This is a genomic window from Ramlibacter sp. (assembly GCF_035554825.1).
Taxonomy (GTDB): Bacteria; Pseudomonadota; Gammaproteobacteria; order Burkholderiales; family Burkholderiaceae_C; genus Ramlibacter.
The window spans coordinates 1-20828 of the sequence record NZ_DATMHS010000084.1 but is presented as its reverse complement, the minus strand read 5'-3'; the positions used below and the strand labels follow the sequence as shown (position 1 = coordinate 20828).

General features: G+C 68.5%; 31 protein-coding genes and 1 pseudogene. 9 read left to right on the top strand and 23 right to left on the bottom strand.

Going from position 1 to position 20828, the window contains the following annotated elements:
- The 4 genes from VNT59_RS11030 to VNT59_RS11015 all read right to left on the bottom strand — a co-directional run.
- The coding region (locus VNT59_RS11030; protein WP_325498452.1) for a F0F1 ATP synthase subunit B at positions 1-415 on the bottom strand (415 nt) is incomplete at its 3' end.
- Between the two features lie 77 nt (positions 416-492).
- On the bottom strand, positions 493-756 hold the full coding sequence (gene atpE / locus VNT59_RS11025) for a F0F1 ATP synthase subunit C (RefSeq protein ID WP_112189215.1): 264 nt from the start codon (positions 754-756) through the stop codon (positions 493-495).
- A 75-nt stretch (positions 757-831) separates the two neighbouring features.
- The gene (gene atpB / locus VNT59_RS11020; RefSeq protein WP_325498451.1) at positions 832-1713 is read right to left on the bottom strand and encodes a F0F1 ATP synthase subunit A; all 882 of its coding nucleotides are present in this window, start codon (positions 1711-1713) and stop codon (positions 832-834) included.
- A 20-nt stretch (positions 1714-1733) separates the two neighbouring features.
- Positions 1734-2210 (bottom strand): ATP synthase subunit I, encoded by a 477-nt coding sequence (locus tag VNT59_RS11015; RefSeq protein ID WP_414708379.1) that lies wholly within the window; start codon positions 2208-2210, stop codon positions 1734-1736.
- Positions 2211-2356: 146 nt separating this feature from the next.
- On the opposite strand from VNT59_RS11015, the gene VNT59_RS11010 reads away from it, so the two are divergent.
- The 5 genes from VNT59_RS11010 to VNT59_RS10990 all read left to right on the top strand — a co-directional run bounded on the left by VNT59_RS11010 (position 2357) and on the right by VNT59_RS10990 (position 6181).
- Complete coding sequence (locus tag VNT59_RS11010; protein WP_325498450.1) at positions 2357-3244, top strand: D-amino acid aminotransferase; 888 nt, start codon at positions 2357-2359, stop codon at positions 3242-3244.
- Between the two features lie 3 nt (positions 3245-3247).
- Positions 3248-3541 (top strand): YbeD family protein, encoded by a 294-nt coding sequence (locus VNT59_RS11005; RefSeq protein ID WP_325498449.1) that lies wholly within the window; start codon positions 3248-3250, stop codon positions 3539-3541.
- Positions 3542-3545: 4 nt separating this feature from the next.
- A complete protein-coding gene (lipB, locus tag VNT59_RS11000; RefSeq protein ID WP_325498448.1) occupies positions 3546-4220 on the top strand; it encodes a lipoyl(octanoyl) transferase LipB in 675 nt (224 codons plus the stop codon).
- A 14-nt stretch (positions 4221-4234) separates the two neighbouring features.
- Positions 4235-5221 (top strand): lipoyl synthase, encoded by a 987-nt coding sequence (gene lipA, locus VNT59_RS10995; protein WP_325498447.1) that lies wholly within the window; start codon positions 4235-4237, stop codon positions 5219-5221.
- Positions 5222-5332: 111 nt separating this feature from the next.
- Positions 5333-6181: a DMT family transporter gene (locus VNT59_RS10990; RefSeq protein ID WP_414708378.1), complete on the top strand. Its 849-nt coding sequence runs from the start codon at positions 5333-5335 to the stop codon at positions 6179-6181.
- A 51-nt stretch (positions 6182-6232) separates the two neighbouring features.
- Here VNT59_RS10990 and ptsP read toward each other — a convergent pair whose 3' ends face one another.
- From ptsP to VNT59_RS10965, 5 genes are read right to left on the bottom strand one after another with little or no spacing between them, the layout of a single operon-like run.
- Positions 6233-7999, bottom strand: a complete 1767-nt coding sequence (gene ptsP, locus VNT59_RS10985; protein WP_325498446.1) for a phosphoenolpyruvate--protein phosphotransferase — start codon at positions 7997-7999, stop codon at positions 6233-6235.
- Positions 7996-8265: an HPr family phosphocarrier protein gene (locus tag VNT59_RS10980; RefSeq protein WP_325498445.1), complete on the bottom strand. Its 270-nt coding sequence runs from the start codon at positions 8263-8265 to the stop codon at positions 7996-7998. Before VNT59_RS10980 ends, ptsP begins: the two co-directional genes overlap by 4 nt.
- Positions 8234-8689: a PTS fructose transporter subunit IIA gene (locus VNT59_RS10975; protein ID WP_325498444.1), complete on the bottom strand. Its 456-nt coding sequence runs from the start codon at positions 8687-8689 to the stop codon at positions 8234-8236. The genes VNT59_RS10980 and VNT59_RS10975 overlap by 32 nt, the downstream gene beginning before the upstream one ends.
- Complete coding sequence (locus tag VNT59_RS10970; RefSeq protein ID WP_325498443.1) at positions 8686-9903, bottom strand: MFS transporter; 1218 nt, start codon at positions 9901-9903, stop codon at positions 8686-8688. Before VNT59_RS10970 ends, VNT59_RS10975 begins: the two co-directional genes overlap by 4 nt.
- Complete coding sequence (locus tag VNT59_RS10965) at positions 9900-10421, bottom strand: hypothetical protein (protein ID WP_325498442.1); 522 nt, start codon at positions 10419-10421, stop codon at positions 9900-9902. The genes VNT59_RS10970 and VNT59_RS10965 overlap by 4 nt, the downstream gene beginning before the upstream one ends.
- A 33-nt stretch (positions 10422-10454) precedes the next feature.
- On the opposite strand from VNT59_RS10965, the gene VNT59_RS10960 reads away from it, so the two are divergent.
- Together VNT59_RS10960 and VNT59_RS10955 are read left to right on the top strand one after the other, a co-directional pair.
- Complete coding sequence (locus tag VNT59_RS10960) at positions 10455-11690, top strand: CaiB/BaiF CoA-transferase family protein (RefSeq protein WP_325498441.1); 1236 nt, start codon at positions 10455-10457, stop codon at positions 11688-11690.
- On the top strand, positions 11691-12425 hold the full coding sequence (locus VNT59_RS10955; protein WP_325498440.1) for an alpha/beta hydrolase: 735 nt from the start codon (positions 11691-11693) through the stop codon (positions 12423-12425).
- Between the two features lie 93 nt (positions 12426-12518).
- On the opposite strand, the gene VNT59_RS10950 is transcribed toward VNT59_RS10955, so the two are convergent.
- Positions 12519-12974, bottom strand: coding sequence for a cytochrome c (locus VNT59_RS10950; protein ID WP_325498439.1), 456 nt, complete (start codon positions 12972-12974; stop codon positions 12519-12521).
- Between the two features lie 158 nt (positions 12975-13132).
- Between VNT59_RS10950 and VNT59_RS10945 the strand changes: the two genes are divergently transcribed.
- Together VNT59_RS10945 and VNT59_RS10940 are read left to right on the top strand one after the other, a co-directional pair.
- Positions 13133-13798 (top strand): cytochrome b/b6 domain-containing protein, encoded by a 666-nt coding sequence (locus VNT59_RS10945; protein ID WP_325498438.1) that lies wholly within the window; start codon positions 13133-13135, stop codon positions 13796-13798.
- 100 nt (positions 13799-13898) lie between these two features.
- Positions 13899-14399, top strand: a complete 501-nt coding sequence (locus VNT59_RS10940) for a GNAT family N-acetyltransferase (protein WP_325498437.1) — start codon at positions 13899-13901, stop codon at positions 14397-14399.
- A gap of 162 nt (positions 14400-14561) precedes the next feature.
- Here VNT59_RS10940 and VNT59_RS10935 read toward each other — a convergent pair whose 3' ends face one another.
- The 13 genes and pseudogenes from VNT59_RS10935 to VNT59_RS10875 form a co-directional block, all read right to left on the bottom strand.
- On the bottom strand, positions 14562-15068 hold the full coding sequence (locus VNT59_RS10935) for a peroxiredoxin (RefSeq protein ID WP_325498436.1): 507 nt from the start codon (positions 15066-15068) through the stop codon (positions 14562-14564).
- Positions 15069-15189: 121 nt separating this feature from the next.
- Positions 15190-15459, bottom strand: coding sequence for a 30S ribosomal protein S17 (gene rpsQ, locus VNT59_RS10930; RefSeq protein ID WP_325498435.1), 270 nt, complete (start codon positions 15457-15459; stop codon positions 15190-15192).
- Positions 15460-15468: 9 nt separating this feature from the next.
- A complete protein-coding gene (gene rpmC / locus VNT59_RS10925; protein WP_325498434.1) occupies positions 15469-15684 on the bottom strand; it encodes a 50S ribosomal protein L29 in 216 nt (71 codons plus the stop codon).
- A gap of 17 nt (positions 15685-15701) precedes the next feature.
- On the bottom strand, positions 15702-16118 hold the full coding sequence (rplP, locus tag VNT59_RS10920) for a 50S ribosomal protein L16 (RefSeq protein ID WP_325498433.1): 417 nt from the start codon (positions 16116-16118) through the stop codon (positions 15702-15704).
- A gap of 2 nt (positions 16119-16120) precedes the next feature.
- Positions 16121-17041, bottom strand: coding sequence for a 30S ribosomal protein S3 (gene rpsC, locus VNT59_RS10915; protein WP_325498432.1), 921 nt, complete (start codon positions 17039-17041; stop codon positions 16121-16123).
- A gap of 12 nt (positions 17042-17053) precedes the next feature.
- On the bottom strand, positions 17054-17386 hold the full coding sequence (rplV, locus tag VNT59_RS10910) for a 50S ribosomal protein L22 (protein WP_325498431.1): 333 nt from the start codon (positions 17384-17386) through the stop codon (positions 17054-17056).
- Between the two features lie 9 nt (positions 17387-17395).
- The gene (rpsS, locus tag VNT59_RS10905) at positions 17396-17674 is read right to left on the bottom strand and encodes a 30S ribosomal protein S19 (protein ID WP_007838132.1); all 279 of its coding nucleotides are present in this window, start codon (positions 17672-17674) and stop codon (positions 17396-17398) included.
- A gap of 10 nt (positions 17675-17684) precedes the next feature.
- Positions 17685-18509: a 50S ribosomal protein L2 gene (gene rplB / locus VNT59_RS10900; protein ID WP_325498430.1), complete on the bottom strand. Its 825-nt coding sequence runs from the start codon at positions 18507-18509 to the stop codon at positions 17685-17687.
- Between the two features lie 3 nt (positions 18510-18512).
- Complete coding sequence (rplW, locus tag VNT59_RS10895; RefSeq protein ID WP_325498429.1) at positions 18513-18848, bottom strand: 50S ribosomal protein L23; 336 nt, start codon at positions 18846-18848, stop codon at positions 18513-18515.
- A complete protein-coding gene (gene rplD, locus VNT59_RS10890; protein WP_325498428.1) occupies positions 18845-19465 on the bottom strand; it encodes a 50S ribosomal protein L4 in 621 nt (206 codons plus the stop codon). Before rplD ends, rplW begins: the two co-directional genes overlap by 4 nt.
- Before the next feature lie 15 nt (positions 19466-19480).
- Complete coding sequence (gene rplC, locus VNT59_RS10885) at positions 19481-20170, bottom strand: 50S ribosomal protein L3 (RefSeq protein WP_325498427.1); 690 nt, start codon at positions 20168-20170, stop codon at positions 19481-19483.
- Positions 20171-20371: 201 nt separating this feature from the next.
- A complete protein-coding gene (gene rpsJ / locus VNT59_RS10880) occupies positions 20372-20683 on the bottom strand; it encodes a 30S ribosomal protein S10 (RefSeq protein WP_145895499.1) in 312 nt (103 codons plus the stop codon).
- A 4-nt stretch (positions 20684-20687) separates the two neighbouring features.
- Positions 20688-20828 (bottom strand): annotated as a pseudogene (locus VNT59_RS10875) (elongation factor Tu); the annotation flags it as partial.

Genomic DNA, 20828 nt, shown 5'->3' with positions numbered 1-20828 from the left:
CCTTGCGCAGGATCTGCTCGGCGCCGCGCACGGCCAGGGCCGCCACCTGCTCGCGCAGGGCTTCGCGGGCCTTGACGGCCTGCTGCTCGGCTTCCGCGCGGGCGGCGGCAATGATCTTGTTGCCCTCTTCGGTCGCGCGGCCCTTGGCCTCCTCCACGATCGCCTGGGCGCGGCGCTCGGCGTCGGCCAGCTGCGAAGCGGTTTCCTGGCGGGTCTTGGCCAGCTCGGCTTCCACCCGCTGGTTGGCCTGCGTGAGCTCGGACTTCGCCTTGTCGGCGGCAGCCAGGCCCTCGGCGATCTTGCGGGCCCGCTCATCGAGGGCGGCGGCGATCGGCGGCCAGACATACTTCATCGTGAACCCGACCAGGATCAGGAACACGATCATCTGAATGATCAGGGTACCGGTAATGCTCACTTTTTCATCCTTCGCCCCGCGGCGCGGTCAACGCACCGCCCAGGCACGAGGTTGCTGAACGCTGGTCCCAGCGCTACTTACTTCGGCAGGTTCGCGATCTGGCCCAGGAACGGGTTGGCGGTGGCGAACCACAGCGCGATACCCGTGCCGATGATGAACGCCGCGTCGATCAGGCCGGCCAGCAGGAACATCTTGGTCTGCAGCTCGTTCATCAGCTCGGGCTGGCGGGCGGCGGATTCGAGGTACTTGCTGCCCATGATGCCGATGCCGATGCAAGCGCCGATGGCGCCCAGACCGATGATCAGGCCGGCGGCCAGTGCGACAAAGCTGATAACTTCCATGATTGCTCCTAAGGGGACTGTGGTTGGTTGAATGAAAGGGGAAAAACGGAAAGAGGAAAACGAACTGCCAGGTAATCAGTGCGAGTCGTGGGCCTGGCCGAGGTAGACCAGCGCCAGCATCATGAACACGAACGCCTGCAGCGTGATGATCAGGATGTGGAAGATGGCCCAGGCGGTGCCGGCGACGATGTGACCGATCGCCAGGCCGATGCCGGTGGCGGAAACGGACCAGGCGCCGCCCATCAGGGCGATCAGCAGGAAGATCAGCTCGCCGGCATACATGTTGCCGAACAGTCGCATGCCGTGGGAGACGGTCTTGGCGACGAACTCGATGATCTGCATCGCGAAGTTCGGAATCCACAGCAGCGGATGGGAGCCGAACGGCGCGTTGAACAGTTCGTGCACCCAGCCGCCCAGGCCCTTGATCTTGATGTTGTAGAACAGGCAGATCAGCAGCACGGAGGCCGACAGGCCCATGGTGATCGACAGGTCGGCGGTGGGCACGACGCGCAGGTAGGCGTGCTCCGGATCGTGGCCGGCGGCGCCGGAGATCTTCTGCCAGATCCAGGGCAGCAGGTCGACCGGCAGCAGGTCCATCGCGTTCAGCAGGAAGATCCAGATGAACACCACCAGCGCCAGCGGCGCGACGAATTTGCGGCTCTGGGCGTTGTGGACGATGCCCTTGGCCTGCGAGTCGACCATCTCCACCAGGATTTCGACCGCGGCCTGGAACCGGCCGGGCACGCCGGGCGTCGCCTTGCGCGCCGCGCGCCACATGAAGAAGCAGCCGAGCGCGCCCAGCAGGATCGCGAAGAACAGCGAATCGAAGTTGAAGACCGTGAAGTCGACGACGTTGCCGGCCTTGTGGTTCTGCAGGTGCGTCAGGTGGTGGACGATGTATTCGCCGGCGGTGGGCCCGTGTTCCGCACCGTGTGCAACAGCTTGTTCAGCAGCCATGTTTCTTCAGCTCAATCCAGTTATTGCCGTTTCCGGGGCGCGTACGCCAACGCGACCCAGTACACCTTCATCGTCAGCACGAGGCCGACCAGCAGGGCGGGCCAGCTCAATCCCGCCACCAGCCGCGGCGCCGCCGCCATCAGGGCGATCGACGTCGCGATCTTGACCATCTCCCACACCATGAACCCGAAGGCCGCGGTGCCCGCATTCAGCGAGGCGAAACGCCCGGTCAGCCCCCGCGCAAAAATGGCCGCGGGGATCACCACGGCCAAGGCGCCATATCCAGCGGACCATCCGACGTTTTGCCTCCCCGTGACGGCCCAGGCGCCCAGCGCCACCAGGAGCCCCACCACGGCCTGCCCCGCCACGACCCACCACGGGGAAACCGGGGGGTTGCGCTCGCGCAGGCGTTGCGCCTCTTCGGCGCTCAGCGGCTTGAACGGGGGCGCTTCGTCGGTGGTTTCAGGCAGCGGAGCGACTCTCTTCTTGGACTCCACTGTGCGGCCCTGAAATTTCACAAAGCTCCTGATTATAAGTAGAAACCCGGCGCACTCCCCATCAATCTGACCAAACCGTCAGGCTATGCGGTCGCCGCCGGGCACGATCGGCGGGCCGCAGGCAAGGAAGAGGACAATCGGCGGCCATGAATCCCTCCGATCTGCCCCCCCTGCCCTGCTATCTCAACGGCGAGTACACGACGCTCCCCAACGCGAAGATCAGCGTGATGGACCGCGGCTTCATCTTCGGCGACGGCGTGTACGAAGTCGCCCCGGTCTACGGCGGCCGCCCGTTCCGCTTCGCCGAGCACATGGCCCGCCTCGACCGCAGCCTCGGCGAGCTGCGCATCGCCAATCCGAAGACGCGCGAGCAATGGCTCGAACTGGTGCAGCGGCTGGTCGGCGAGTACGCCCGCTCGATCGGCTCGCGCCCCGAAGCCGGCGACCAGCTGATCTACATCCAGGTGACGCGCGGGGTCGCGATGCGCGACCACGTGATGATCCCGGGGCTGGAGCCGACGGTGTTCGCCTTCGTCAACCGCATGAGTCCGCCGGCCGAGCGCGACCGCAGCGAAGGCATCGCCTGCGTCACCGCCGACGACTTCCGCTGGAAGAAGGCGCACATCAAGAGCATCAGCCTGGCCGGCGCCGTGTTCGCGCGGCAGCTGAGCGCCGATGTCGGCGCGTACGAGACGGTGATGTTCCGCGACGGCTTCCTGAGTGAGGCGGCCGCATCGAACGTGTGGGTCGTCAAGGACGGCAAGGTGCTGGGCGTGCCGCGGGACAACCTGGTGCTGGAAGGCATCCGCTTCGGCCTGATCGAAACGCTGTGCCGCGAGGCCGGCATTCCGTTCGAGCTGCGGCGCATCAGCCGCGAGGAAGTGCTGGCCGCCGACGAGCTGATGCTGTCGAGCGCGACCAAGGAAGTGCTGCCGATCACGCGGCTGGATGACAAGGCGGTTGGAAACGGCCGGCCCGGCCCCATCTACGACCGGTTGTACGCGGGCTACCAGCGTGCCAAGCAAAACTCCTGACCTATGCCAACTCCGTTTCCCGCGCCCGGGCAGGCCCCGGCCGAATCGCTGATCGACTACCCGTCCCGCTTCCCCATCAAGGTGATGGGGGCGAAGGTCGACGGGTTCGTGGAGGCCGTGACGGCGATCGCCCGGCGCTTCGATCCGGCCTTCGACCCCGCCAGCGTCGAGCTGCGCGACAGCAAGGCCGGCAACTACCTGGGCATCACGATCACCATCACGGCCACCAGCCGCGAGCAGCTCGACGAGCTGTACCGCACGCTGTCGACCCACCCGATGGTCAAGATCGTCCTGTAGCGCCATGCAGGCGCAGCTGCGCGGCCGCGTCGACTACCCGGCGGCGTACGCGGCGATGCAGGCGTTCACCGCCGCCCGCACGCCCGCCACGCCCGACGAGCTCTGGCTCTGCGAACATCCGCCCGTGTTCACCCAGGGCGTCGCCGGCCGCCCCGATCATCTGCTGGCGCCCGGCGCGATTCCGGTCGTCGCCACCAACCGCGGCGGCCAGGTGACCTACCACGGGCCCGGCCAGGTGGTGGCGTATCCGCTGGTCGATCTGCAGCGCGCCGGCTACTTCGTCAAGGAGTACGTGTACCGGCTCGAGGAAGCCGTGGTCCGCACGCTGGCGCACTACGGCGTCACCGGCCACCGGGTCGGCGGCGCGCCCGGCATCTACGTGCGGCTCGACGCTCCGGGGTCGCACCTGGGGCTGCCCGCGCCGCGGCCCGGGTCCGCCGGCCCCTCCTTCGCCGGCCTGGGCAAGATCGCCGCGCTCGGCGTGAAGGTGAGCCGGCACTGCACCTACCACGGCGTGGCGCTCAACGTGGCGATGGACCTGGAACCGTTCCGACGCATCAACCCCTGTGGGTATGCGGGCTTGCGCACGGTCGACCTTTCTACAATCGGCGTCACCACCACCTGGAACGAGGCGGCCGAGGTGCTTGGCCAGAAGCTGAGCGCGCTGCTCGCGCCCTGAAGGAACATCTCCCCATGTCGAACGACGTCGTGCGCGAGGCGCAATCCCCCGAGAACTATCGCGCCGAGGCCAAGCAGAAGGCCGCCGCCAAGCTCTCGCGCATTCCGGTCAAGGTCCAGCCCGGCGAGGTGCTGAGAAAGCCGGAATGGATCCGGGTGCGGGCCGGCTCGCCGACCACCCGCTTCTACGAGATCAAGCAGATCCTGCGCGAGGCCAAGCTGAACACGGTGTGCGAGGAGGCCTCGTGCCCCAACATCGGCGAGTGTTTCGGCAAGGGCACGGCGACCTTCATGATCATGGGCGACAAGTGCACGCGCCGCTGCCCGTTCTGCGACGTCGGCCACGGCCGCCCGGACGCGCTCGACCCGGACGAGCCCGGGAACCTGGCCCGCGCCATCGCGCGCCTCAAGCTGCGCTACGTGGTGATCACCTCGGTCGACCGCGACGACCTGCGCGACGGCGGCGCCCAGCACTTCGTCGACTGCATCCGCAAGGTGCGAGAACTCTCGCCCGACACCCGGATCGAGGTCCTGACGCCCGACTTCCGCGGCCGCGACGACCGGGCGCTGCAGATCCTCACGGCGGCGCCGCCGGACGTGATGAACCACAACCTCGAAACCGTGCCGCGCCTGTACCGCGAGGCGCGCCCCGGCAGCGATTACCAGTTCAGCCTCAACCTGCTGAAGAAGTTCAAGGCGCTGCATCCCGGCGTGCCCACCAAGAGCGGCCTGATGGTGGGCCTGGGCGAAACGGACGAGGAAATCCTGGACGTCATGCGCGACATGCGCGCGCACGGCATCGAGATGCTCACCATCGGCCAGTACCTCGCGCCCTCGACCTCGCACCTGCCGGTGCGCCGCTACGTCCATCCCGACACCTTCAAGATGTTCGAGGCCAAGGCCTACGAGATGGGCTTCAGCCACGCCGCCGTCGGCGCGATGGTGCGCTCCAGCTACCACGCCGACCAGCAGGCGCACGCCGCCGGCGTTCTGCCCGGCTAGGGAAGGGACGGGCGACAGCCGAGGCGGCGGCGGCGGCCGGGCCCCGCCACGCGGCCGCCATGGCGGCTGCCACGCCGCGCCGACCGCCGCCGGCCCGGTAAGCTCGGGTCCATGCGCCTGCCCGCCAACGCCTATGCCCTCGGGGCCATCGCCCTGTGGGCGACGCTGGCTTCGCTCGGCGTCGCGCTGCGCCACCTGCCGCCGTTCCTGCTGACCGGGCTCGCCCTGGCGATCGGCAGCCTCCCCTCGTGGCCGCTCGCCCGGCACTGGCGCGTGCCGCTGCCGACGCTCGGCCTCGGGCTGTATGGCCTGTTCGGCTACCACCTGCTGCTGTTCATCGGGCTGCGCCATGCGCCGGCGGTCGAGGCCAACCTCGTCAACTACCTGTGGCCGCTGCTGATCGTCGTGCTGGCGCCGGTGCTGCTCCCCGGCATGCGGCTGCGCCCGCTGCACGCCCTGGCCGCGCTGGCGGGCTTCGGCGGCGCGGCGATCGCCATCCTCGGCTCGGCCCGGGCGGTCGGCGGCGGCTGGTCGTGGGGCTACCTGCCGGCGCTGGCTTCCGCGTTCGTCTGGTCCAGCTATTCGCTGCTGACGCGCCGGGTGCCGTCGTTCCCGACCGCCGCCATCGGCCTGTTCGGACTGGTCTCCGGCCTGCTCTCGCTGGCCTGCCACTGGGTGCTGGAGCCGCCGGCCGCGCTGCAGCCGCGCGACTGGCTGCTGGTGCTGGCGATGGGCCTGGGTCCGCTGGGCGCCGCCTTCTTTCTCTGGGACAAGGCGCTCAAGCTCGGCGACCCGCGCCAGATCGGGATCCTCAGCTACCTCACGCCGCTGGCTTCGACCTTCCTGCTGCTGCTGGCGACGGGCCAGCCGCTCACCGCGAGCATCGCGGCCGCGGCGGTGCTGATCATCGGGGCGGCCGTGGCCGGCACGCGGGCCGGTGAGGCCCGCCGGGCGGCGTGACGATTCGAACACGCGCCGCGACCTGGCGCGCGTGTCCGGGCGCGCCCGGGCTCAGCTCCCGAGCAGCGAGGCCGGATCTTCGGCCTCGATGACCTGGCGCGCCCACGGCGCGAGGCGGGCGGTGTCGGCGCGCAGCACCTCCTGCTTGACGGCCAGGATCTGCGCCGGGTGCATGGAGAAGCTGCGCAGGCCCAGGCCCAGCATCAGCTTGGTGACCGTGGTGTCGCCCGCCATCTCCCCGCACACGCTCACGCTCTTGCCGTGCGCGTTGCACTGCGCGATGGTGTCGGCGACCAGCCGCAGCACCGCCGGATGCAGCGGGTCATACAGGTGCGCCACCGATTCGTCGGCGCGGTCGATCGCCAGCGTGTACTGGATCAGGTCGTTGGTGCCGATCGACAGGAAATCGAAGTACTTCAGGAAGACGTTGAGCGTCAGCGCCGCCGCCGGAATCTCGATCATGGCGCCGAGCCTGGTGGGCCCGTGCGGGATGCCCCGGTGCTCGAGGTCGGCGCGCGCGGCGGCGACCAGCGCCAGCGTCTGCCGGATCTCGCTGGCGTGCGCCAGCATCGGGATCAGCATGTTCACCGGCCCGTGGACCGCGGCGCGCAGGATCGCGCGCAGCTGGATCAGGAAGGTCGCCGGATCGGCCAGGCTCAGGCGAATCGCGCGCAGCCCCAGCGCCGGATTCAGGTGGCTTTCCTCGCGCACGCCGTCGTCCAGCGGCTTGTCGGCGCCGACGTCCATGGTGCGGATCGTCACCGGCAGGCCCTGCATGCCTTCCACCGCGCGCCGGTAGGCGGCGTACTGCTCCTCCTCGTCGGGCAGCCGGCCACGCCGGCCCATGAAGAGGAATTCGCTGCGGAACAGCCCGACGCCGGCGGCGCCCGCCTGCAGCGCCGCCGGCGCATCGTCGGGCAGCTCGATGTTGGCCAGCAGCTCGATCTTCTGGCCGTCGATCGTGACGGCGGGAGTGTGACGCAGCCGCGCCAGCCGGCCGCGTTCGAGCTCGCCCTGGCGTTGCTTGAAGCCGTATTCCGCCAGGATGATCGGCGAGGGGTCGACGATCATCACGCCGGCATCGCCGTCGATGATCACCCAGTCGTCCTGCCGCACCAGCTGGCTGGCGCCGCGGGCGCCCACCACGGCCGGAATGTCCATGCTGCGCGCGACGATCGCGGTGTGCGAGTTGCGGCCGCCGACGTCGGTGACGAAGCCGGCGAACACGCTCTGCTTGAACTGCAGCATGTCGGCCGGCGACAGGTCGTGGGCGATGATCACCAGCGGTACGTCGACGCTGTCGTCGAGCAGCAGGTCCTGCGCCGTCCGGCGGCGGGCGGCGCCGGACGGCGTGCCCGGCGTGGCCACGCCCTTCATGTAGCGCAGGATCCGCTCGGCCACCTGCTCGAGGTCGGCCTTGCGCTCGCGCAGGTACTCGTCCTCCATCTCGTCGAACTGGCGCGACAGCAGTTCGAGCTGGGTGGTGAGCGCCCATTCGGCGTTGTACAGGCGGTCGGTGATCCAGTGCTTGACGCCGCTGATCAGCTCCTCGTCCTGCAGCAGCATCAGGTGCACGTCCAGCAGCGCGCCCAGTTCGTGCGGCGCCTCCTTGGGCCCCATCTGCGCGATGGTGGTCTGCAGCCGCTTGATCTCCTCGATCACCGCGTTGCGTCCGGCCCGGACCCGTTCGATTTCCGCCGCCACCTGGTCCGGCTCGACGAAGTAGTGGGCCACGTCGACGCGGCTGGACGCCATCAGCACCGCGCGGCCGATGGCGACGCCGCGCGCGACGGGCAGGCCGTGGACGGCGAAGCTCACTCGCCCTCTCCGAACTTGTCGGCGATCAGCGCCAGCAGCGCGTCCAGCGCCTCCTGCTCCTGCTCGCCGACGGTCTCGATGGTGATCTCGCTGCCCATGCCGGCGGCCAGCATCATCACGCCCATGATGCTCTTGCCGTTGACGCGGCGATCGCCGCGGCTGAGCCACACCTGGCAGGGATAGCTGCCGGCCAGCTTGGTCAGCTTGGCGGAGGCCCGCGCGTGCAGGCCCAGCTTATTGTTGATGGTCGTCGTGCTCGTGGTCATGGGTTCGTCGCGCCTGGTTCTGCGGAGCGGTCATCGCGACCTGCATCACGCCCTGGGTGCCGCCGACCACCGCGCGCGACACCAGCGCCTCCAGCGGCTCGTGTCGGTAGCTCACGCTGCGCAGCAGCATCGGCAGATTCACGCCGGTGATGAGACGGGAGGTGACGCCGTCCACCAGCTTCTGGGCCACGTTGCTGGGCGTGGCGCCGAACATGTCGGTGAGGACCAGCACCGTCTGGTTGCGGCCGGAGCGCGTGAGCTGCTCCATCGCGATGCGGGCGGTGGCCAGGGTCTCTTCGGGCGGCAGGTTGGGCTGGACGTCGATGGCGGCGAGCGCCTCCTCGCAATCGGGAAACACATGGACCGCACAGCTGCGCAGGGCATGGGCCAGCGGCGCGTGGGCAATGATCAGGATCCCGTTCATCGATCCGAATTATCCGCCGCGCGAATGAAAAACCCGTAGGACAGCAGGCAGGACGCGAGGAATGCGGCCATCGCGCCACGGAACGAGGCCGTCGCGCCGAAGCCGAACGCGGCCAGCGCATCGACCAGCAACCCGATGCCCCACTGCACGGCGAACACGCCGGCGAACACCACCAGGTTGTAGGCCGAGAGCGCGCGACCGGCGAGCGCCTGCGGGAACACCAGGGCCACCGCCGGCTGCGCCAGCGCCAGGAAGGTGGACGACATGCAGAACAGGGCCCAGGCGAACGCGCCCGCGGCGGGGCCGGCGAGGATGATCCCTGCCAGCACGATGAAACTGAGCGGCATGCCGACGGCGATCAGCCGGTTGGTGCTGACGCCGCGCCGCACCAGCCACGGCGTGACCAGGCCCCAGGCGAGGAAGGTGCACAGCATCAGGCTGTTGATGATGAACAGGCCGGTCGCCGACTGCAGCGGCGTGTAACCCGCCACCCGCACCATCCACGGTCCGGCCCACAGCGTCTGGATCGCGATCATCCCGCCGTACCCGAAGAAGCCGAGGGGCGCCAGCCGCCGGAAGGCGGGATGAGCCCAGACCTGCGCATAGCCGCCGCGCGGCGCGCCAGGTGGCGCTGCCGGCGCGGTCTGCCACGCCGGCACGGTCCAGGCGATCAGCGCCATCGACACGGCGACGGCGATCGCCAGTCCCCAGAACAGCGGGCGCCAGCCCAGCACCGGCATCAGCCACTGCACTGGCAGGGTCGATGCCAGCATGCCGAAGGAGCCCGTCATCAGCATCCAGGAGTTGGCGCGCAACTGGGCCGCCGGCGTCAGCCAGCGGCGAAAGCCGGTCAGCGGCGCCATCAGGCAGGCGCTCACGCCGATCCCGCACAGCACCCGGGCCGCCAGCAGGCCCCAGAAGCTGGTCGCCGCCGAAAACGCGAGGCAGCCGGCCACGGCCAGCAGCAGGAACGCGAGGATCACCTTCTTCGGCCCGTGGCGGTCCAGCCAGGTGCCCAGCGGCAGCTGGGTGGCGGCGAAGCCGAGGAAGAAGCCGCCCGCCAGCAAGCCGAGGTCGCCGGCGTCGAGGTGGAACTGCGCGGTCAGCGTGGGCGAGAGCGTGGCGGTGACGGCACGCAGCAGCGCCGAGAAGAAGTAGGCGAACGCGAAGGCCAGGAAGACGACGATGGCGTTGCCGCGGGCAAGCAGGCTCATTCGAACCTGAGCCCGGCGAAGAACGGATCGGCCAGTTCGGGGCGCAGCCTGGGCGTGTAGATCACGGCCTGGAACACCTGGCTGCCGCGCGCGAAATAGGCCGCCTGGCTCTCCACCTTGCTGCCGTCGGGACGGGTGCCGGCGGCCACCACCTGCACCGACTGCGGCAGGTCCAGCCCGCCCGGCGGGTGGAACCGGCGCTCGTGCACGCTGGCGCCGTGCAGGCCCGCCAGGCTGGCCGCCTTCCATTGCTGCAAGGCCGCGGCGGCGTCGGCGGCGCCGCCGACGTCGCCGGACAGCAGCGCGAACGTGCTGTCCTCGGCGCGGCACACGAGCGCGTGCAGGTCGACCCACCGGCCGGCCATGGTCACCGGCCGGGTCTCCTGCTCCGGCTTGCACGGCATCATGGCCTTGAGCGGCGTGGACTCGACCCGCACCTCGCGCCAGTCGAGGGCCGGGCTGCAGCCGCCCAGCGCGGCGGCCCCGGCCAGCACGGCCATGGTCAACAGTTGGAACATCGGGCGATTATCGGTTTCCCCGACAATGCTGCGATGACTTCACTGGCCGGTATCCGCGTTCTCGACCTCTCCCGCGTCCTGGCGGGCCCCTGGTGCACCCAGACCCTCGCCGACCTCGGCGCCGACGTGATCAAGATCGAGCGGCCCGGGACCGGCGACGACACCCGCACCTGGGGCCCGCCGTTCCTGCGCGACGCCGAAGGGCGCGACACGGCGGAAGCGGCGTACTACCTCGGCACCAACCGCAACAAGCGCTCGGTCACGTGCGACATCGCCCGGCCCGAGGGGCAGGCGCTGATTCGCGAGCTGGCGCAGCGCTGCGACGTCTTCATCGAGAACTTCAAGGTCGGCGACATGGCTCGCTACGGCCTCGACTACGCGTCGCTGGCGGCGATCCATCCCCGCCTGGTGTACTGCAGCATCACCGGCTTCGGTCAGACCGGCCCCTACCGCGAGCGTGCCGGCTACGACTACGCCATCCAGGGCATGGGCGGCCTCATGAGCGTCACCGGCGAGCGCGACGACCTCGGCGGGGGACCGCAGAAGGTCGGGGTCGCCGTGGCCGACCTCTTCACCGGCATGTATGCGAGCGTGGCGATCCTCGCCGCCCTGCGCCACGCCGAGCGCACCGGACAGGGCCAGTACGTCGACATGGCCTTGCTCGACACGCAGGTGGCGATGCTGGCCAACCTCGGTGCCAACTACCTGGTGAGCGGCAAGGCGCCGGGCCGCGCCGGCAACGCGCACCAGAACATCGTGCCGTACCAGGTGTTCGAGGTGGCGCCCGCCGCCGACGGGCACAAGGACCACATCATCCTGGCGGTCGGCAACGACAGCCAGTACGCCAAGTTCTGCGACGTCGCGGGCCGGCCCGAGCTGGCGGTCGATCCGCGCTTCGCGAAGAACCAGGACCGCGTGCGCAATCGGGGCGAGCTGGTGCCGATGCTGGCCGAGGTGATGAAGACGCGGCCGAAGGCGCAGTGGCTGGCGGCGCTGGAGCAGGCCAAGGTGCCGTGCGGCGCGATCAACAACCTCGACGAGGTGTTCGGCGATCCCCAGGTCGACGCGCGGGCCATGGTCACGCATTGGCAGCATCCGCTGCAGCCCGACCTCAGGCTGGTGTCCAGCCCGATCAAGTTGAGCGCCACGCCGGTACGCACCGAGCGGCCGCCACCGCTGCTGGGCGAGCACACCGAGCAGGTGTTGCGGGCGCTGCTCGATTGCAGCGATGATCGGCTGTCGCAACTGAAACGGCAGAAGGTGATCTGAATGGCCGACTTCGTTCTCGTCCATGGCGCCTGGCACGGCGGCTGGTGCTGGCGCGACGTGCTGCCGGCCCTGCATCGGGCCGGCCACCGCGCGCACGCGGTGACGCTCACCGGGCTGGGCGAGCGCGCCCACCTCATGACGCCGGCGATCACGCTGGAGACGCACATCACGGACGTCTCCAATGCCATCGAGATGGAAGAGATGCAGCAGCCGGTGCTGGTGGTGCATTCGTACGGCGGCATGATCGGCACCGCCATCGCCGACCGCATGCCCGCGCGCCTGCGCCACCTCGTCTATGTCGATGCCGTGCTGCCCAAGCCGGGCGAAAGCTGGAGCAGCACCCATGCCAGCGCCACCCGCGAATCGCGGCTGGCGGCCGCGCAGGCCGCGCCCGACTTCAGCATTCCGGCGCCGGACCCGTCGGAGTTCGGCCTGTCGGCCGGGCAGGCCGAATGGGTCAAGCGCCGGCAGACGCCGCACCCCGGCCACACCTACCAGTCGGTGCTGGACTTCGATCCCGGGCGCGTGGCTGCCGTCCCGCGCACGTTCGTCAGCTGCACGCAGCCGGCGCTCGCCACGATCGAGGTGGCGCGGCAACGGGCCCGCGACAGCCGCTTCTGGAACGGCGCATGGATCGGCGGCGGCGGGGTGCGCGTGGTCGAGATGAAGACCGGGCACGACCCGATGATCAGCGCGCCCGACGAGCTGGCGCGCCTGCTGCTCGGCTGCTGCTGAGCCAACGCCGCGGCGATCCGCGCCGCACGAGCTCGGTCGTTGCCGCCCGGCTCGCCGCGCGGCTCCGCAGGGTGCGGCCTCAGGCGCCGACCTTCATTCCTTGCGGAAGTTGTCGTGGCAGTTCTTGCACGCCTGGGAGGCGGGGCCGAACGCGCTCTTGAGGTTGTCGAGGCTGCCGCTCTTGGCCGCCGCGATCAGCTTGGGCATCTCGGCCAGCAGCCGGTCCTGCGCCTCCTTGAACTTGGCCTGGTCGGTCCAGATCTCCGGCTTGGCCCGGGTGTCGCGGCCCTTGTCGGTGCCCGGGCCGAAGCCGGCCCACGGCAGCTTCGACACGGTGGCCAGCACGTCCGCGTTGTCGGCGGCCGCCTTGGCGTCGAACGGCGCCCGGCCACTCGCCATGGCGCCGAGCCGGCCGAAATGCTGGCCCATCACGGACAGCGCGCTCTGGCGGTACTTGATGGCGTCTTCCGGCTTGGCGAACTGCGCGCTGGCCGGTGCGGCGAATGCGCACGCGGCGGCGGCGGCGGCGAGCGAGGCGGTGATCTTCATTGTTGCTGTTCTCCCGGCTGTGTGACAAATGAACTGGTGCTGATCGGAGGCTGCGCGAAAAGTTCGACGTTTCCGCCGTTCCTAGGGATTGTCCCGATCCCGGCGCAAAGCGCGCCGGCGAAGCACAATGCTCGCCGTCACCAGCCAGAGGAGCCGACATGCCGCACACCGTCCGGGTCTGGGATCTGCCCACCCGCCTCTTCCACTGGGGCTTGGCGCTGTGCGTCGTCGGCCTCGTGATCACCGGCCATGTCGGTGGCGCGCAGCTGGACTGGCACGCCCGCATCGGCTACGCGGTGCTGACGCTGCTGCTGTTTCGCCTGGTGTGGGGCGTCGTCGGTGGCCATTGGTCGCGCTTCTCGTCGTTCGTTGCGGGTCCCGCGCGCATCGCGGCCTACCTGCGCGGCGAGCTGCACCCGGACAGCCTGCTTGGCCACAATCCGCTCGGCGCGCTCTCGGTGCTGGCCATGCTGGCCCTGCTGCTGGTGCAGGTCGGGACCGGCCTGGTGGGCGACGACGAGAGCGCGTTCACCGGGCCGCTGAACAAGTTCGTGACGAGCGCCCAGGGCCTGGCCGCCACCTGGTACCACAAGCGCGTGGGCCAGTGGGTGATCGTCGCGCTGGTGCTCCTGCACGTGGCCGCCGTGCTGTTCTATCGCTGGAAGAAGGGCGAGGACCTGGTGCGGCCGATGGTGCACGGCGACAAGGCGGTGGCCGCGGCCGTGGCCGCATCGCGCGACGATGCCGCCTCGCGCTTCGGTGCCCTGGCCGTGCTGCTCGCCTGCGGCGCGGCCGTGGCCTGGCTGGTGCAGCTCGGCAGCTGAGCCATGGTTCCTCTCCCCGGCCCGCAGTGGCTTGCGCCGCGCTTGGGACCGGGGCCCGCCCCCGCTACACTGAAAGGTCCTTCAGCTTCCGGTCAGCCGCTTGGACACCCAACAGACACCGGCCGTCGAGCTCGTGACACCGGCCCGGCAAGCCGAGCTCGACGCCGCGCGCGACATCTTCCGCGAATATGCCCACGGCCTGGGCGTGGACCTGTGCTTTCAGCAGTTCGACCAGGAACTGGCGAACCTGCCCGGCGACTATGCCGCGCCGCGCGGCGCGCTGTTGCTGGCGATGGTGGACGGCGCCGTGGCCGGCTGCTGCGCGCTGCGTCCGCTGGACACGGCCGACTATCCCAACGCGGCCGAGATGAAACGGCTCTACGTGCGGCCGGCGTTCCGCGGCACCGGCCTGGGCCGCCGGCTCGCCGAGGCCGCGCTCGACGCAGCCCGGGTGCGCGGGTATGCGAGCGTGCTGCTCGACACCCTGAGCGACATGGAGTCGGCGCGCGCGCTGTACGAGGACCTGGGCTTCGAGGAGATCCCGCCCTATTATCACAACCCGATTCCGGGCGCGCACTACCTCAAGGCCGATCTCGACTGAGATGGTGGTCGGAGCGCGCGAAAAATCTTGAACGCAGAGGACGCGGAGAGACACAACCCGGAGATCTCCTCTGCGTTCCCTGCGAATCCTCTGCGTCCTCTGCGTTCAGGAAAACAGCGGCTTGCCAACCACGCGGAGGGTGGCCGGGCAGTTAATGCGGGTCTACTGCTTCGCCTGCGCCAGGATGGTGTCGGCGTCGCTCACCTCGAACTTGCCGGGCGCCTCGATGTTCAGGCTGGCGACCCTGCCGTCCTTGACCAGCATCGAGTAGCGGGTGCTGCGCAGGCCCATGCCCTTGCCGGTGAGGTCCAGCGTCAGGCCGGTGGCCTTCGCGAATTCGGCGCTGCCGTCGGCCAGCATCCGCACCTTGCCGGTGGCCTGCTGGTCGCGGGCCCAGGCGCCCATCACGAACGCATCGTTCACGCTGACGCACCAGATCTCGTCGACGCCCGCGCGCTTGAAGTCCTCGGCCTTCTGCACGAAGCCCGGCACATGCTTGGCCGAGCAGGTCGGCGTGAACGCGCCGGGCAGCCCGAAGATCGCGATCGTCTTGCCGGCGGCGGCGTCGGCGACCTTCACCGGATTCGGCCCGATGCTGCAGCCATTGCCTTCGACCTCCGAATATTCCTGCAGCGTCACGGACGGCAGTGCATCTCCAACCTTGATCATGGAATCCCTCGCTAAAGTTCGATGAACCACGCCTGCACCGAGCTCGCGCCCGGCGCCGGCCCAAAAGCAAAACGGCCCACATTGTGGGCCGTTTTCGTCAGGCTTGCAGGGCCCGAGGTCGTCAGACCTCGGCCGCCTTCTCGATCAGCCGGGTCGCGACCCAGTTCTTGGTCTTCGAGATCGGACGGCTCTCGACGATTTCCACCACGTCACCGGTGTGGAACTCGCCCTTTTCGTCGTGCGCGTGGTACTTGCTGGACTTGGCAACGATCTTGCCGTACAGCTCGTGCTTCACGCGACGCTCGACCAGCACCGTCACGGTCTTGGCGCGCTTGTCGCTCACCACCTTGCCGACCAGGGTGCGCTTGAGGGATGGTTTGGCTTCCGTCATGGTCGATCCTTACTTGGCGGCGCTTTTGGCGCGCGCTTCGGCCTGCTTCTGGGCCAGGATGGTCTTGGCCCGAGCGATGTCGCGGCGCGTGGCGCGCAGCGTGCCGGTGTTGTTCAACTGTTGCGTGGCCTTCTGCATGCGCAGGCCGAAGTGGGCCTTCTGCAGCTCCTTGACCTCGTTCTCGAGACCGGCAACGTCTTTCTGGCGCAGTTCAGCAGCTTTCATTTCTCATCACTCCTGAATCAAGCGCCGATCATGCGGCTGACGAAAGCGGTGCGCAGGGGCAGCTTGGCGGCAGCCAGGCGGAACGCCTCGCGCGCCAGTTCCTCGGTCACGCCGACGATCTCGAACACCACCTTGCCGGGCTGGATCTCGGCCACGTAGTACTCGGGGTTGCCCTTGCCGTTACCCATCCGCACTTCGGCGGGCTTGGTCGAGATCGGCTTGTCGGGGAACACGCGGATCCAGATGCGGCCGCCGCGCTTGACGTGGCGGGAAATCGCGCGACGCGCGGCTTCGATCTGGCGGGCCGTCAGGCGGCCACGGTCCGTGCACTTGAGGCCGAAGTCACCGAAGGCCACCGAGTTGCCCCGGGTGGCGATGCCGGTGTTGCGGCCCTTCTGCTCTTTGCGGTATTTCCGGCGAGCGGGTTGCAGCATGTTTACTCTCCTTTACCGTCGGCAGGAGTGCCTGCCGGCGCGGCTGCTTTGCGCACGCGCTTAACGGTAGATTTCGGTGCTTCGGCACCTGGCGTTGCTTCGGCGGGCTTGTCGCTGCCGTCGGTGGGCGCGACATTGCCGGCGGTGGCGGAGACGGCGGGACCGCGGCGCGGGGCGCCACGGCGATCGCCGCCGGGGCCGCCACGACGGTCGCCGTCACGGCGCGGACCACGCGGGCCGCGGCGCTCTTCGCCCTCGGGGCGCGGCGTCGAGTCCAGCGAAGGCGCGTCGGTGCGGCCCAGCGTGTCACCCTTGTAGACCCAGACCTTGACGCCGATGACGCCGTAGGTGGTCTTGGCTTCGGAGAAGCCGTAGTCGATGTCGGCGCGCAGCGTGTGCAGCGGCACCCGGCCTTCGCGGTACCACTCGGTGCGCGCGATCTCGATGCCGTTCAGGCGGCCGGCCGACATGATCTTGATGCCCTGGGCGCCCAGGCGCATCGCGTTCTGCATCGCGCGCTTCATCGCGCGGCGGAACATGATCCGCTTTTCGAGCTGCTGGGTGATCGAGTCGGCGATCAGCTGGGCATCGACTTCGGGCTTGCGCACTTCCTCGATGTTCACCGCCACCGGCACGCCCAGGCGGGTCGCCAGTTCGCGCTTGAGGTTCTCGATGTCCTCGCCCTTCTTGCCGATCACCACGCCCGGACGCGCCGAGTAGATGGTGATGCGGGCGTTCTTGGCGGGGCGCTCGATCAGCACTCGGGAGACCGCCGCGTTCTTCAGCTTGGCCTTCAGGTACTCGCGCACCTTGATGTCCTCGGCCAGCATGCCGGCGAAGTCGCGGTTGTTCGCGTACCAGCGGCTGGCCCAGTTGCGGCTGACGGCGAGGCGGAAGCCGGTCGGATGGATTTTCTGTCCCATAGTCTTCCTGCCTTAGTTGCCGACCGTCACGTACACATGGCACGTGGGCTTGCTGATGCGGTTGCCGCGGCCCTTGGCGCGCGCGGTGAAGCGCTTGAGCGTCGCGCCCTGTTCGACGTAGATGGTCTTGACCTTCAGCTCGTCGATGTCGGCGCCGTCGTTGTGCTCGGCGTTCGCGATGGCGGACTCCAGCACCTTCCGGACGATCACGGCAGCTTTTTTCTGCGTGAAATTCAGGATGTTGAGCGCCTGGTCGACTTTCTTGCCGCGGATCAGATCGGCGACGAGGCGACCCTTGTCGACCGAGAGGCGCACGCCGCGGAGGACTGCACGTGTTTCAGACATGGTTCACCTTCACTTCTTCTGGACTTTCTTGTCCGCCGGGTGACCCTTGAAGGTGCGCGTCAGGGCGAATTCGCCCAGCTTGTGGCCCACCATCTGGTCGGTGATGTAGACCGGCACGTGCTGCTTGCCGTTGTGCACGGCGATGGTCAGGCCGATGAACTCGGGCAGGACCATGGAGCGGCGCGACCAGGTCTTGATCGGCTTCTTGTCCTTGGTGGTCACGGCCTTGTCGGCCTTGGCCACCAGGTGGTGGTCGACAAACGGACCCTTTTTGAGAGAGCGAGTCATTTGCTACCTCTTACTTTTTCCGGCGCGCGACGATCATCACCTGCGTGCGCTTGTTGTTGCGGGTCCGATAGCCCTTGGTCAGGTTGCCCCACGGATCGACCGGGTGACGACCTTCGCCCGTCTTGCCCTCGCCGCCACCGTGCGGGTGGTCGACCGGGTTCATCACGACGCCGCGCACCGTCGGGCGGATGCCCATGTGGCGCTTGACGCCGGCCTTGCCGAGCTGGCGCAGGCTGTGCTCTTCGTTGGCCACCTCGCCGATCGTCGCGCGGCACTCGATGTGGATGCGGCGCACTTCACCGGAGCGCATGCGAACCTGGGCGTAGGTGCCTTCGCGGGCCAGCAGCGTTGCCGAAGTGCCGGCCGAACGCGCGATCTGCGCGCCCTTGCCGGGCTTGAGCTCGATGCAGTGGATCGTCGAGCCGACCGGGATGTTGCGGATCGGCAGCGTGTTGCCGGCGCGGATCGGGGCTTCCGAACCGGAGACCAGCTGCGCGCCGACTTCCAGGCCGCGCGGGGCGATGATGTAGCGGCGCTCGCCGTCGGCGTAGCACACCAGGGCGATGTGGGCCGTGCGGTTCGGGTCGTACTCGATGCGCTCCACCTTCGCCGGGATGCCGTCCTTGTTGCGGACGAAATCGACCACGCGGTAGTGGTGCTTGTGGCCGCCGCCCTTGTGCCGGGTGGTGATGTGGCCGTTGTTGTTGCGGCCGGACTTCTGGAACTGGGGCTCCAGCAGCGGCGCATACGCCTCACCCTTGAACAGGTGATCGCGCGAGATCTTCACCATGCCGCGATGGCCTGGCGAAGTCGGTTTCATCTTGATGACTGCCATGATTTACGCGGCCTCCCCGGTGAGGTTCAGCTCCTGGCCAGGCTTGAGCACCACGTAGGCCTTGCGCACGTTGTCGCGGCGGCCCACCGAGCGGCCGAAGCGCTTGGTCTTGCCCTTGGTGTTGACCACCGAAACGCCCTTGACCTCGACCTTGAACATCAGTTCGACGGCGGCCTTGATCTCCGGCTTGGTGGCGTTCTGCAGGACCTTGAAGGTCACGGCATTGCTCTTGTCGGCCACGTGCGTGGCCTTCTCGGACACCACCGGCGCGACGAGCACCTGCATCAGCCGGCCCTCATCGAACTGGCGGGCGGCGGGAGTGGGATTGACGCGGCTCATGCGAACATCTCCTTGAGCTGGTCGATGGCGCCCTTGGTGACGAGCACCTTCTTGAAGTGCACCAGCGACAGCGGGTCGGCGTAACGCGGCTCGACGACGAGCACGTTCGACAGGTTGCGCGAGGCCAGGTACAGGTTCTCGTCCACCTCGTCGGCGATCACGAGAACCGAGTCGAGGTTCATGGCCTTGAACCGGGCGGCCAGCTGCTTGGTCTTGGGCGAGTCCACCTTGATGGAGTCGACCACGGCCAGCCGGCCTTCGCGGGCCAGCTGCGAGAAGATGGACGCCATGCCGGCGCGGTACATCTTCTTGTTGATCTTCTGGGTGAAGTTCTCTTCCGGGCTGTTCGGGAAGATGCGGCCGCCCCCGCGCCACAGCGGCGACGAGGTCATGCCGGCGCGGGCGCGGCCCGTGCCCTTCTGCTTGAACGGCTTCTTGGTCGAGTGCTTGACCTGCTGGCGGTCCTTCTGGGCCCGGGTGCCCTGGCGGGCGTTGGCCTGGAAGGCGACGACGATCTGGTGAACCAGATCCTCGTTGTATTCACGGCCGAACACGGTCTCGGGGGCGTCGAACTTCGACGCGGCCTGGCCCTGTTCGTTCAGGAGTTCGAGTTGCATTTGACTTCGCTCCTGTTATTTCGAAGCAGCCTTCGGCTGCGCGGCGACGGCCTTGGCCTTGATCGCCGGACGCACGGTGACGAACCCACCCTTGGAGCCGGGAATGGCGCCACGGATCAGCAGCAGCTGGCGGGCTTCGTCGACGCGGATCACGTCGAGATTCTGGGTGGTGACGGTGTCGTCGCCGAGGTGGCCGGTCATGCGCTTGCCCGGGAACACGCGGCCCGGGTCCTGCGCCATGCCGATCGAGCCGGGCACGTTGTGCGAACGGCTGTTGCCGTGCGACGCGCGCTGCGAGCCCATGTGGTGGCGCTTGATCGTGCCGGCGTAGCCCTTGCCGATGCTCGTGCCCTGCACGTCCACCTTCTGGCCCACGGCGAACACGTCCGCGACCGGCACGGCGGCGCCGGCGGCGTACTTGGCGGCGGTGTCGGCCGTCACGCGGAATTCCTGGATGATTTCACCGGCTTCCACACCCGCCTTGGCGAGGTGGCCGGCTTGCGGCTTGGTGACGCGCGAAGCCTTGCGCGCACCGAACGTGACCTGCAGGGCCACGTAGCCGTCGTTCTCTTCGGTCTTGACCTGGGTCACGCGGTTGTTGGACACGTCCACCACCGTGACAGGAACGGCGTCCCCGTCATCGGTGAACAGGCGCATCATGCCCACCTTGCGGCCCAGCAACCCCATCGAGGTGCTCAGACTCATGTTCTTGCTCCAGTGCTTTCGCCGCAGCCGCTGCAATTGGCTTCTGCGTTGACCCCGCCGCGAGCGGCCGGTGTTCGAAAGTAGGTTGATAAAAGCTCCGCCCAAACGGACGAAGCCGCAAATTATAACCCGCTCTCGGCATTTCTGCCAAGAGCGGGCCAGGTGCTTGCCTGCGGCCGGGCTCCCCCGGCGCGCCGCCGGTTACTGCAGCTTGATCTCGACGTCCACGCCGGCCGGCAGGTCCAGCTTCATCAGCGCGTCGACGGTCTTGTCGGTCGGGTCGACGATGTCCATCAGGCGCTGGTGGGTGCGGATCTCGAACTGGTCGCGCGAGCTCTTGTTCACGTGCGGCGAGCGCAGGATGTCGAAGCGCTTCATGCGCGTCGGCAGGGGCACCGGGCCCTTGACGATGGCGCCAGTGCGCTTGGCGGTGTCGACGATCTCGGCGGCGGACTGGTCGATCAGCTTGTAATCGAAGGCCTTGAGGCGGATGCGGATTTTCTGTTGGGCCATTTGATTACTCCATGATCTTGGCGACGACGCCGGCGCCGACGGTGCGGCCGCCTTCGCGGATGGCGAAGCGCAGGCCTTCTTCCATGGCGATCGGGGCGATCAGCTTGACGGTGATCGTCACGTTGTCACCGGGCATCACCATTTC

Coding starts and splice junctions, on each gene's coding strand:
- atpE (WP_112189215.1), bottom strand. CDS start 756: ATGGAAGTTATCAGCTTTGTCGCACTGGCCGCCGGCCTGATCATCGGT.
- atpB (WP_325498451.1), bottom strand. CDS start 1,713: ATGGCTGCTGAACAAGCTGTTGCACACGGTGCGGAACACGGGCCCACC.
- VNT59_RS11010 (WP_325498450.1), top strand. CDS start 2,357: ATGAATCCCTCCGATCTGCCCCCCCTGCCCTGCTATCTCAACGGCGAG.
- VNT59_RS11005 (WP_325498449.1), top strand. CDS start 3,248: ATGCCAACTCCGTTTCCCGCGCCCGGGCAGGCCCCGGCCGAATCGCTG.
- lipB (WP_325498448.1), top strand. CDS start 3,546: ATGCAGGCGCAGCTGCGCGGCCGCGTCGACTACCCGGCGGCGTACGCG.
- lipA (WP_325498447.1), top strand. CDS start 4,235: ATGTCGAACGACGTCGTGCGCGAGGCGCAATCCCCCGAGAACTATCGC.
- VNT59_RS10990 (WP_414708378.1), top strand. CDS start 5,333: ATGCGCCTGCCCGCCAACGCCTATGCCCTCGGGGCCATCGCCCTGTGG.
- VNT59_RS10980 (WP_325498445.1), bottom strand. CDS start 8,265: ATGACCACGAGCACGACGACCATCAACAATAAGCTGGGCCTGCACGCG.
- VNT59_RS10975 (WP_325498444.1), bottom strand. CDS start 8,689: ATGAACGGGATCCTGATCATTGCCCACGCGCCGCTGGCCCATGCCCTG.
- VNT59_RS10970 (WP_325498443.1), bottom strand. CDS start 9,903: ATGAGCCTGCTTGCCCGCGGCAACGCCATCGTCGTCTTCCTGGCCTTC.
- VNT59_RS10965 (WP_325498442.1), bottom strand. CDS start 10,421: ATGTTCCAACTGTTGACCATGGCCGTGCTGGCCGGGGCCGCCGCGCTG.
- VNT59_RS10960 (WP_325498441.1), top strand. CDS start 10,455: ATGACTTCACTGGCCGGTATCCGCGTTCTCGACCTCTCCCGCGTCCTG.
- VNT59_RS10955 (WP_325498440.1), top strand. CDS start 11,691: ATGGCCGACTTCGTTCTCGTCCATGGCGCCTGGCACGGCGGCTGGTGC.
- VNT59_RS10950 (WP_325498439.1), bottom strand. CDS start 12,974: ATGAAGATCACCGCCTCGCTCGCCGCCGCCGCCGCCGCGTGCGCATTC.
- VNT59_RS10945 (WP_325498438.1), top strand. CDS start 13,133: ATGCCGCACACCGTCCGGGTCTGGGATCTGCCCACCCGCCTCTTCCAC.
- VNT59_RS10935 (WP_325498436.1), bottom strand. CDS start 15,068: ATGATCAAGGTTGGAGATGCACTGCCGTCCGTGACGCTGCAGGAATAT.
- rpsQ (WP_325498435.1), bottom strand. CDS start 15,459: ATGACGGAAGCCAAACCATCCCTCAAGCGCACCCTGGTCGGCAAGGTG.
- rpmC (WP_325498434.1), bottom strand. CDS start 15,684: ATGAAAGCTGCTGAACTGCGCCAGAAAGACGTTGCCGGTCTCGAGAAC.
- rplP (WP_325498433.1), bottom strand. CDS start 16,118: ATGCTGCAACCCGCTCGCCGGAAATACCGCAAAGAGCAGAAGGGCCGC.
- rpsC (WP_325498432.1), bottom strand. CDS start 17,041: ATGGGACAGAAAATCCATCCGACCGGCTTCCGCCTCGCCGTCAGCCGC.
- rplV (WP_325498431.1), bottom strand. CDS start 17,386: ATGTCTGAAACACGTGCAGTCCTCCGCGGCGTGCGCCTCTCGGTCGAC.
- rpsS (WP_007838132.1), bottom strand. CDS start 17,674: ATGACTCGCTCTCTCAAAAAGGGTCCGTTTGTCGACCACCACCTGGTG.
- rplB (WP_325498430.1), bottom strand. CDS start 18,509: ATGGCAGTCATCAAGATGAAACCGACTTCGCCAGGCCATCGCGGCATG.
- rplW (WP_325498429.1), bottom strand. CDS start 18,848: ATGAGCCGCGTCAATCCCACTCCCGCCGCCCGCCAGTTCGATGAGGGC.
- rplD (WP_325498428.1), bottom strand. CDS start 19,465: ATGCAACTCGAACTCCTGAACGAACAGGGCCAGGCCGCGTCGAAGTTC.
- rplC (WP_325498427.1), bottom strand. CDS start 20,170: ATGAGTCTGAGCACCTCGATGGGGTTGCTGGGCCGCAAGGTGGGCATG.
- rpsJ (WP_145895499.1), bottom strand. CDS start 20,683: ATGGCCCAACAGAAAATCCGCATCCGCCTCAAGGCCTTCGATTACAAG.